The 11,130-nt window shown below is 34.1% G+C and carries 7 protein-coding genes; 2 read left to right on the top strand and 5 right to left on the bottom strand.

Going from position 1 to position 11,130, the window contains the following annotated elements:
* Window positions 1-218 precede the first annotated feature (218 nt).
* Window positions 219-398 carry a hypothetical protein gene (locus tag DB891_RS05230; RefSeq protein ID WP_116761286.1) on the bottom strand — a complete coding sequence of 60 codons (180 nt, stop codon included), beginning with the start codon at window positions 396-398 and terminating at the stop codon, window positions 219-221.
* A 132-nt stretch (window positions 399-530) separates the two neighbouring features.
* On the opposite strand from DB891_RS05230, the gene DB891_RS05225 reads away from it, so the two are divergent.
* Together DB891_RS05225 and DB891_RS05220 are read left to right on the top strand one after the other, a co-directional pair.
* Entirely contained in the window at window positions 531-1,367 is an 837-nt protein-coding gene (locus DB891_RS05225; protein ID WP_189337100.1) for a S24 family peptidase, read from the top strand.
* 275 nt (window positions 1,368-1,642) lie between these two features.
* A complete protein-coding gene (locus tag DB891_RS05220; protein ID WP_116761282.1) occupies window positions 1,643-2,422 on the top strand; it encodes a sulfite exporter TauE/SafE family protein in 780 nt (259 codons plus the stop codon).
* A gap of 92 nt (window positions 2,423-2,514) precedes the next feature.
* Here DB891_RS05220 and DB891_RS05215 read toward each other — a convergent pair whose 3' ends face one another.
* The 4 genes from DB891_RS05215 to DB891_RS05200 form a co-directional block, all read right to left on the bottom strand.
* The gene (locus DB891_RS05215; RefSeq protein ID WP_116761280.1) at window positions 2,515-3,087 is read right to left on the bottom strand and encodes a hypothetical protein; all 573 of its coding nucleotides are present in this window, start codon (window positions 3,085-3,087) and stop codon (window positions 2,515-2,517) included.
* Window positions 3,088-3,169: 82 nt separating this feature from the next.
* Window positions 3,170-3,742 (bottom strand): Crp/Fnr family transcriptional regulator, encoded by a 573-nt coding sequence (locus DB891_RS05210; protein WP_116761278.1) that lies wholly within the window; start codon window positions 3,740-3,742, stop codon window positions 3,170-3,172.
* A 68-nt stretch (window positions 3,743-3,810) separates the two neighbouring features.
* Window positions 3,811-6,105, bottom strand: coding sequence for a translocation and assembly module lipoprotein TamL (tamL, locus tag DB891_RS05205; RefSeq protein ID WP_116761276.1), 2,295 nt, complete (start codon window positions 6,103-6,105; stop codon window positions 3,811-3,813).
* Window positions 6,098-11,092: a translocation/assembly module TamB domain-containing protein gene (locus DB891_RS05200; RefSeq protein WP_116761275.1), complete on the bottom strand. Its 4,995-nt coding sequence runs from the start codon at window positions 11,090-11,092 to the stop codon at window positions 6,098-6,100. Before DB891_RS05200 ends, tamL begins: the two co-directional genes overlap by 8 nt.
* Window positions 11,093-11,130: the final 38 nt, after the last annotated feature.

Here is an 11,130-nt window from a genome sequence, read left to right as displayed (position 1 = left end):
TTAGGTGGTCATTTTGAATTGGAATCAGGTGCTCACTTTAAATTGGAATTGGGTGGTCAATATCACCGGAATTTGCAATAGTGCTCTAGCACGGGTTCTTAAGTATTCTTCTGTTACTTGACAAATTTGTAATACTAAGCGTTGCGAAACCCATAAGGTTTCGCCGTCTTTATAATTACGAATTATGATGTCTTGGGGTAACAGTTGCATTTGCTAGACTAGTTGATTAGCATTTTTTCCAATTCTGCGAACTTTTGCATAATATCTTTAGCTGCAATTGTATCCTGATTGCGTTGGTTTAACACTACCTTTTTACAGTATGATTTACTCTTACCAGTCATACTATGAAGCAGTTCCCACGTTTGAAATTTTCTAGCTTGTTCAATTAATATGCTCATATCTTATTTTTTTATATACCTTTGTGGCGTTAGAGTGATACAAATATAGATATTTTTCAATACCAATTAATAAAAATATAGACTTATTTCAATATGAGTATAGAAAAAATTACACATAGGCTATGTAAATACATGGAATGCAAAGGGTTAAACCCTAACAATATTACTGTTGATGCAGGCTTATCTGTAGGTTTAATTGGAAAAGCAATTAAGAATTCAGCTGGTTTGAATTCAGATACTATAGAGAAAATTCTACATTCTTATATAGACTTAAATCCTATTTGGTTTGTTTTAGGAGAAGGCGAAATGCTAAAACCAAATATAAAGGATATGTCACAGTTTGAAAATGTCACAAAAACTGTCACATTTTCGGAAGAAACGAAAAGTAAAGAAAATGTATCACTTTTATTAAAAGAGGTTAGTTCTCCTTTATACAGTAAAATGCCAAAGATTGTTACTGTAAATGAAAGCGGGAAGGATAATGTAGTATTGGTACCCGCTAAAGCTGCAGCGGGTTATTTATTAGGTTATGGAGATCCTCAGTTTGTACAGACATTACCAACCTTTAGTTTGCCAAATATTCAGAACGGTACTTTTAGAATGTTTCAAGTATCAGGTCATTCTATGTATCCAACATTAAACGACGGGTCTTACGTGGTTGGTGAATGGGTAGAGAATTGGATTAAAGATATAAAAGACAACCGTATATACGTGATTGTCAGCAATGACGGTATCCTAGTTAAACGTGTCTTAAACCGTTTAAAAAAATACGACAATTTATATTTGAAATCAGATAATAGAAAGGAGTATCCTAATATATCTCTAGAGACATATCATATAAAAGAAGTCTGGGCTGTAAAAATGCATCTCTCTTTTGAATTACCCGACCCAACAGTATTATATGACCGTGTAGGGGACTTAGAGGCTGAAATCGACCATATAAAATCACTTTTAAAAAGCAAAAATTAAACCGTTCATTCGACTAACTTTAATTTTTGACCTTTTTTATTAAAGAAGAATTAAACCTTTTTAAACCTTTTTTTGTAATAAGGTCAATGTTTATGGTGTATGTTTGGTATTGCCCCTAATAAAGAGTTAAGAAAAGGGCATATTCATATTAAAAAAAAATTGAAACTTAGCATCTAAATAAGTTTATTGAATGGTAGCAATATTTTTTTTTTTTGATTAAATCGTTTGGAAATCATATTGTTTTATCTATTTTTGTCAAAAATAATATAATGTCTATGGATTTAGTAGGATTAGTTGTTGCAGGTTTAGTAGTCGGTTTTATTGTTGGTATGACAGGAGTAGGAGGAGGTTCTTTGATGACTCCTATTTTATTGTGGTTTGGGATTCCTCCCACCACGGCTGTGGGTACCGATTTGTTGTATGCAGCCATTACCAAAGCAGGTGGTGTATATGTCCATAACAAAAAGAAGAATATCAATTGGAGTATAACAGGTTGGCTCTCTCTTGGGAGCATTCCTGCGGCTTTGCTGACATTATGGACACTTCATAGTTTGCATACAGATATTACCGTTTTGAATGCTATTATAAAGTTTAGTTTGGGTTGGGCACTACTTTTTACCTCGGTTGCCATTATATTTAAAAAGAAACTCTTGGTGTTTTCGCAAAGACACGCAGGAGATAAATTTCATAATGAAAGTAAAACCCAAAATTTCCTAACAGTTGCCATTGGGGTTCTATTGGGAGTGACTGTAACTCTTACCTCGATTGGAGCTGGAGCCTTAGGGACGGTTACCCTCTTTTTTCTTTATCCTCTTTTGCCAACACCTCGATTGGTAGGGACCGAAATCGCCCATGCCGTACCGCTTACGCTTGTTGCAGGATTAGGGCACGCTACAATGGGGAATTTAGATTTAGCTTTGCTAGGACAGTTGTTGATAGGGTCTCTTCCAGGCATCTATATGGGTAGTATGTTGAGTGGAAAAGTACCCGATTTATTTCTTAGAAATGCCATTGCAATAATGCTGTTTTTCGTGGGATTCAAGTTGGTTTATTAAATTTAAACTTATTCTATATAAAAGGCTGTCTCTAATTGGTAGCCTTTTTAGATTTAAATATAAAAATTAAGAATGGAGTTGTAATTTAATTTTCAGCAACAACTTATTTTTTCTCTCCATTTGTTCCAAACAACCGCTGTTTTGGGAATAATTACCAGAATATGTATTAATCCAATTAAAATGGCACCTGGTAGAATATTGAGCGCAATCAATTTGAAAATATAAAAATTTTGATAACTATAGAAATTTGGTATTATGGTTATTCCCTCTTTATTAAGTTGTAATTTTAAAGATATAAAAACGGCTATAGAGGCAAAATGGAATCCATTTACAAAGAGATGTAAAATATACTCCCAACGAGGTAGACCACCCATAAAAGCACGGCTGTCTTTTTCCATATAAGCATCTATACCTAATACAGTCAAATCAATCAATACAAATGCCAATCCTAAATAGAAACTAATGACACAGTCTTGTTTTAGAAACAAGAAATATACTATTGCTGGAAATAAAACGGCTCTTATGGTGTGAGTAAGATGTTCGTTTTTACTTTGAACTTGATTTTGCAATTGGTATTTAAAAATGTGAAGATAAAATCCATCATATAAAGCTAGCAAAGCAAATAATACTAATAAAATAGATAAAATGACAAAAGCGATTTCCATAATGCAAAGTGAGTTTAGGTTTAAAAGTCACTGCGAAATTATAGAGATTTCACTTTTATAAAAAGGACATATGTCCTTAAAATCATTTTATGATTTCCTGCCTAATTCTGCTTAAAGTTCTAGTGGTAACCCCAAGATAGGAAGCGATGTCTTTGATAGCCGCTTTTTGTATAATGGTAGGTTGTTCTTTTAATAATCTCAAATACTTTTCTTTGGCAGTTTCGTTGTTAAGAGTTGAGGCGTATTGTTCCATTACTAAATATTCTCTTTCGGTAAAAGCTCTTCCTATGTTTTGCCAAGGGATACTTTTGGCATATAATTTTTGTAAACTTTCAAAGTCAATGACTAATAGTTCTGTTTCTTCAATAGCTTGAATAGTTTGAGCAGAAGGGGTTTGCAAAATAAAACTTTTGTAAGAGGTTGTAAAATTATTCTCTACACAAAAGCATGAAGTTGTTTCTGAAGATTTGTCGTTATTATAAAAGGTTTTTAAGGTTCCTTTTTTAATAAAAGCAATGTGTTTACAAACTTTACCTTGCTCTATAAAGCAATCTCCTTTTTTTAGCTTGAGTTCTTTGAAATAAATTTGCGCTTCCTCAAATTCGGTATCGGTTATAGGTGCAATATTCTGTAAAAAAGATTTGAATTGATCCACTTTTTGATTGAGTTAGTTTGAAGGTAAAGATATTATTTATGAGTTGGAAGGAATGTTTTTTTGCGCTTTTAAAAAGGATACCCAATAGCAAGATTGAAAATCAAATTGTCGTTTCTCCAACTTCCACTTCCAAAATCAATGGAGTCAATTACCCAGCGATTCCCATCGGGTAAATACGGTTTTCGGATAGGAAAAGCCAAATCGGTTCTAAAGACTAAAACAGATAAATCAAAACGCAATCCGGCACCAACTCCCACTGCCAATTCGTTCATGAAATCGGAGGTGAATTTGGAACCCGGTTTGTACGGATTGTCATTTAGCAACCATATATTTCCGGCATCAACAAATAAGGCTCCCTTTACCATTCTGTATATTTTGGTTCGGTATTCGGTATTCAATTCTAATTTGATATCCCCAGATTGGTCTTCGGTATAGGAATCTGTATTTATTGCAGAATCGTAGTAGGTTCCGGGACCAATAGAACGCGCTTTAAACGCTCTGATACTGTTTGTTCCCCCGATGAAAAATTGCGAGATATAAGGCATTTCATTTGAATTTCCATAAGCAAATCCAGTTCCGACAATGATTCTACTGGCGAGTTGGGATTCTTTTCCTAATTTCAAATAATGCTTAAATTCATTTTCTAATCGAATAAATTGGCTAAAAGGAACACCAAATACTTCAACCGTATCTTTCTTCTTTATATCTGCCGAAGTAAGTAAACCTGCAAGATTGCCAGAAAGGTTGATTGATCCTTTGTAATATATGGTGTTCCTCTTATTTTTTTTTACGTTATTACTGTATATATAAGAATATGATGGACCGAAAACCAACTGTTTCTCCACTACATGCCCTAGGGAGGGATTGAGATCTACTTGTTCTTGGTACAATGCCGTAACGTCTTTGGGTCTTGCAAAAGTAATTTCAGCGATGTTTAATCGGTGTTCTTTTCGTTCATTGGATTTCCATAAATAGCCAAAATTAGCTTTCCCGGTTTGTAGGGAATACAATTGCGTTCTGTTTTGGTATTCGTATCCTGCAGTTACCTTTGTTTTAGCCATAAACCCACTAAAAGGTTTTATTTGGAAAGGAGATAAAATCTTTGGCCACAACAAATTGGCTTCGGTACCTGCTGTATATACATTGTAACCTGTGTTTTGTCCAGAAACTTGTACTTCGAAACCTCCATAAATGGAGATATTCAATAATTCGGCACCTCCAAAAGCATTTCTATTACTCCAGTTTAGATTCAGTTCGGTTCCATTGTAATTGGCCGAATTGGTTTTGGCCAAGAGTTCCAATCGTATTGATTTTTTTGTCAATGGCGTTAGATAGTAGTAAGTGTCTAAATAGTTACCAATGGTATCTGCTACCACGAATTTGTTTTTTACAAATTTATAAACGCCTAAGTTCTCTAAATTTTTCAGGGCCAAGTTATGATCCGTTCTATTGTATAAATCTCCTTTTTTGAAAGTCAAAGTCTGATCGAAAATTTCGGGTTTAAAAAGTTTTTCAGAATCATGAATCGTAAAATCATGGTGTTTTATAACAGTATCAATTGTTGCCTTTGTCGTATCGGGTGTAATTGTAAAATTGGGATAAACAATAATATTATTTATTTTATATTGATTTTTTGACAATAGGGGTGCATCGCTTTTTACTTTCACAATAAGATCTACTTGATGATCCGAAACGGTACTGTCTACTTGTATTTTTAAATAATCTGGGTCAAAGTAATAGAAACCTTTTTCCTTGAGGAAATTGTTAATCCTTATGCGTTCCTCTTTTATTTTGTCCAAATTGTATCCCTCATTTATTTTTAACAAACTTTTAGGGATCGTGTTTCGAATGATAGTTGAAAGTGCCGAAGAATCGGTGGGGAATTTAACCGTTCTAATAGTATATTGTTTTCCTGGTTTTAGGGTATAAATGGCGCTAACTGTTTTTCCTTTACCAATTGTGTCTGCCTTGGTTGTTGCATTGAAATATCCATTGTTTTCGGAGTAATTTTGCAGCACATCTTTGTTGTGATTCAAATCGAGTTGACTTGCCAAAACAGGTGGCTCACCAATTTGTGTTTTTAGCCAATGTTTAATTCCTTTCTCTTTTTTTACGGGTCCTACAAGATTATAGATGTACAAACTGGGTCTCATACCCAGAATGGCAGTATTGGGTTTTGGACGCAAGAGTTTTTCTAATGCTGTTTTTAACTGTCTAGATTCTTTTGTAACGCTATCTTTTCCTATTATTTTTAATTTAGCACCTGTATAAAGCATTTCGCCTTCCTGCAAGTATTTAAGGTTGCTGCAGGAGGAAATGATTAGTGTCGAAATAAGGAAATATAATAAATAGGTCTTATTCATCCGTTTTTTCTTTTTGGACTTTCAACTTTGTTTTTTTGTCATCATTTTTTTGAAACAGTTCCTTAAAATGGTTGTAATCCATGGTAATGGTAAAACCTACACCTGTTTCCATAACTTCTCCCTGTAGCGCTACTTGGTATTTATTGACGCGATAGACCTTTAATTTGTATTTTCCATCTTTCGAAAGTTGATAATCCAATGTTACATCACCAGCGAAGTTATTGGATTGTTGATTGGGCTGTTGAGGCCCTTCCAATCCAAAACTGCTGCCTACGGTAACTTTTAGTCTGTCATCTAATAATTTTTTGGAAACCCCTACATTCAAATCTGTTTTCTCTTCTTTTTGGCCACTGTAATAGACTTCGGTCGAATTTAGATCAAAATTAAGTTCAACCCCTTGGATTAAATCCTTGGTCAGATCGTTCATTTGATTCGTCAGGATTTGACTCGCACTCGATTTTGCCATAGCCGATACGGAAGTTCCACCTGCTTCCGTACTAAAAGGATCTTCGCCTATAAAGCGATTCATTAGCAACAATGATAAAACCTGCTTATTCAATTCATTTGGATCTTGTCGTAATTCTGTCAGTCTTTTTTGCGTTAAATTGATAACATCAGACGGGATATTACTCTTATCTACGGGTAAAATAATGTCAAAAGTAATATCGGGTTTCATTAATTCACCTTTTATTATTAATTCGGTTTCAAAAGGTATTTTTTCCTTAAAAGTATTTTTTACTTGATCCGTAGAACTTGCCAATTGGTTTTGCAACAAATCAATCGGGGCGGTTTTTGTTTTATAAATTGCGGTAATGTTGATATCGGCAGATGTTGGTTTGCCGTTCCATTGAATATAACTTCCTTTTTTGATGTCAAATTTTCGTTTAATGGCGCTAAATGTCATTTCGTAAGCCCCTTCATTAAATTCAAATTTTCCGGTTAAGGTAGTTTTTCCAGATGGGTCGATTCCTCCATTTAAAAGGGCTTTCCCTTTAAATCGGGCATAGTCGCCATTTGATTTGTCTATAATGATAAAGAATTCGGCATCTTTGTCGATCTCTATATTTACCGATGCATCGATGCCTTTTATAGTCGATTTTATTTCGGATTCATCTGCGCTAATGGTTTTGGTAATTTGAATTTGGTCTTGATCGATAAATTCAACAATTCCCTCTCGACTGGCAATCGACGGATCCGATTGTGGCATGACAACCGTTAATTTGGTGTCTTTGTTTACTTTGATATTCCCTTCCACTATAGGATTATCAAAATCACCTTTTATTTTTAAATGATTGTCCAAAAACAATTCGCCATAATACAAATCATTATCCTTAGCTTTTGAATTCATCGCCGTAAAATTATCTGCATCAACGGTTAAATCAAATCCAAAATTGCTGAAATTTTTACTGTCAATGATTCCGTTAATCACAAGATCGTTGTCTTTTTCGTCTTTAATGGTGAAACGATTGAAAACAATAGTATTGTTTGTAAATTCAATTTTATCGTTGATGGATTTAAATCTGGCATTTAGTTCTTTTGCTTTGAAACCAACATCATTAAATTTCAGTTCCCCAACGATTTTGGGTTGGCTCATATTTCCAGAAATTGAAAAGGTTCCATTAAGAAAACCGGTACTTTCCGTTAAATGATTCATCGAAAAACCTTGAATGCTTTTCATGTTTAGCTTTTCAACGATGAGATTCATGTCAAGACTGCTGTCCAAGGTTTTATAATTACCCGTCAAATTCACTTGATTGCCTTGGCCTGTAATCGAAACCGAGGCATCATATTGATTGGCAATTTGATTGTTGACTTTTATGGAAATGGTGCCTAAAGTATCCTTTCTAAAACTAAAATCTTCAATTGTTAGATCAGAGGTAAATACCGGTTTCTTGTTCAGGTCTTTCAATAAAGCGTTTCCATTAATTTTTCCGCCCATCTGCAAATTGCGTTGTCCTAGCATATTTGAAACCGTTTCGATTTCGAAATTTTCAAAATCTATGGACAAAGGCGCGTTTGGAGCTTCAGATTCGGATTGTAATTTTAGGTTATTTCCTTTATGGTTCAATTCGAAATCATGGGCGTAAATTCCATCTTTGCCTAAACGGATTAAATTATCGTCCGTTATTTTCCAATTTTCGTAGTTTAGCAATAGATTTTCGGGATTCAAACTGAATTCTGAGTTGCCTTTTGCTGTTTTTAGCGTTCCCGCAATGCTATAGCGGTCTTTGTCATTGAGGTCTTTTAATAACAAATGATAATCAATCGTATTGTCTTTTACTTTTCCGGTTAAGGAGGTGTAAGGCAATTTGTAATTTGGACTTTCGATATCATCAATGTCAAGATTATAAACCAAGGCATTGTCTTGGGTATCCACTTTTAGAATGATATTACTGATTGTATTATTGCCATAAACTATTTTCGGAATCGTTCCATTTATAACAATAGAATCGTTCTCTGAATTATAACGACCATTTATGGTAAAAGGATCTACGCTTTTGAGTTCAGGAATAAATTTCGAAAACAGAAGGCTGTTTTTTACCTCAAGTTTGACATTCAATTGCTGATTTGCTACTTTTTCTTTTAGTGTAGTCGGAGTAATGTTATAATAAGATGCAACAGAATGTGATAAAGCTGCGGCTAATTTGGAGAGTTGGTAATGACCGTTTATTTCGGCATCCAAAAATGGGGAAGTCAGCTTTATTTCGTTTTTTTCTACTGTCGTATTTGCCACAACTTGGATGGAATCTATGGTAAAAGATTCTTTCTCATTTTCGACCTTTATATTCGAAAATAACACTTTTCCGTTTGGATAATCAATATCGGCCGTTTGAATATCGGCTGCCATTTCACCTCTCAATTTCAGAGGCCCGGCGTGAAGATTCAATTTTTCAAGATCAGCAATATCCACGTTCAATTTGATGCTTGCTTTTGGGTATTTGTCGCCAAAACCGCCATGGCTGTCTAAGTTAAAAGTTAAATTAGGATCTTTTGCGTCAGCGTCAAGATTAAAATTCCCTTTGTTTAGTTTTCCTTTTAAGTTTAGATTTTGATAGGTGTATTTGTTGAAAGAGGCTTTTTGGATAGATCCATTAAAATGGGCAATGGCTGTTTTAGGATTCAATCCAGTTCCTTTTATCGTTGCTTTTAAAGTGATTTTTCCAACAGAATCATTTTTTATAAACTTGCCCAAATCAAAATTGGTCAATTCAGCTTGAGCGTCATATTTCTCCTTATTTTTTCTAGATTGATCAAAAGAGGCTTTGACTTTGGCATTACCTAAACTACTCAATAGATTTATATTGGTGTAAAAGTTCGTTAGCGTTCCTTTGAAAGTCCCATTGGCACTTAATTGGGAAGGCAGCACAATCGAATTTGGAATCGTCCCTTTTGGCACAAACGAATTGATATCTTTTGAACTTGATTTAAATTCTTTTACTATTATATCGAAACGGGCTTTCTTCATGTCAGGTAAACCGACAATTTTTCCACTGGCGTGAATCTTTGTCTTTCCCAATCCGCTGACTTCTAAATTGGGGATTTCAATATTTTTTAGTTTACCCGAAATGGTACTGTTGATCAGCAATATTGCATTGGGATTACTCTTGAACGGATTGCTGTTGGTTAAAGTTGGGGCAAAAAGCAATATATCTTTGAATCCCAATCTACTTTGTTTTAAAGATGCCTTAATATTTAATTCTCCGGGATTATTTGTAATTGATGCAATGGAAGGATATTCTAAAACAAGTTTGTCTTTGATTAAAGTATGTGGTGTTTTTAAATACAAATTTTTAAGGAACGTCACTTTCTGACCATAAAAGAAATCAGTTTTTAACGATTGAATATTCAAACCGCTTTGTTCTTTTGCTGATAGTGAAAGAACAGTGACAGCAGTAGATTCTGGAGTGTAATTTAGAGTTTCGGCATTTAGATTGAAATGTTCTATTTTCAAATGATTGTAATCCATTCCTTTTGTCAACTGAACTACATTGTTGTTATCAAATTTAAAATTGACTTCTTTGATATCGGTTTTGTTTATTTTTACTTCCCAATTGTTTGGTGTGCTGGCCACCGCTGTTTTTTTGGCTGTTTTTTTTGCTATTTCCCCCAAAGTCAAGGCGCCTTCAGTGTCACTCAAATCAAGATTTTCTATAGCTATAAAATGACTGTTTAGATTAATGGCATTGAATTTCACATGGAGTTTTTTCATCGAAAGGGAAGAGGCCACTTTCGAATTTTCGTCGGTATAATCAATAAGTAATTTTGATAGATCAATTTCACCCAATTTTAGTCTCAAATCAGGTGTTGTTGAACTTTTCGAAGTAGCTTTATTAGTTTTAACTAAGTTTTTCGGTATTCCTTGTTTGATTTTCAATTGTAACCCATTCACCTTTATTTTTGGAATTTCGAAGTTCATTTGCTCCAAATCGAAGTTTGTTATATGGGTTTCCAAATGTTTTAATCCAAAGGAAATATCATTTTGGGCTATTGCATCGGTATATTTTAAATGAATGCGGTTAAGGTCTATTTCTTCTAGAGAAAGCACCATTGGCTTACTGTCATCTTTTGGTTTTTTTCCTGTATCGAAAGCTTTAATAATGTAATCAAAATTAAAATCAGCATTTTTGTCCTTCTTTATAGTTACAGTTGTTCCTTCCAACTCAACGGAATTGATTTCGATTTTATTATTTAGCAATTGCAATAAACTAATGTCAACAGCCAGTTTTTCGGCAGATAATAAGGTGTCCTTTTTTTGGTCTTGAAAATAAACGCCTTTGAGTATTATCTTTTTTGTGATTCCAAAGGAAAGGGAGTCAATAGAAACTTTGGTTTGAATTTTATCCTGCAAATAGCTGACCACTTTTTCTTTAGTGAAATTTTGAACGCTGGGAATGTGAACAAGAATTAGCAACAGCAACAACAAAATTATCACAGTAGCTACTGTCCATCGAAAAAAGCTTATGGTTTTTTGTAAGGTCTTGTTCAAAAGGTCTTGTTTTTAAGGTTTAAAAGTAGCCATTCTAT

Source organism: Flavobacterium laiguense (assembly GCF_003097655.1).
Taxonomy (GTDB): Bacteria; Bacteroidota; Bacteroidia; order Flavobacteriales; family Flavobacteriaceae; genus Flavobacterium; species Flavobacterium laiguense.
Note: the sequence above shows the minus strand (reverse complement) of the source record. Positions and strands in the feature narration are given on the sequence as shown.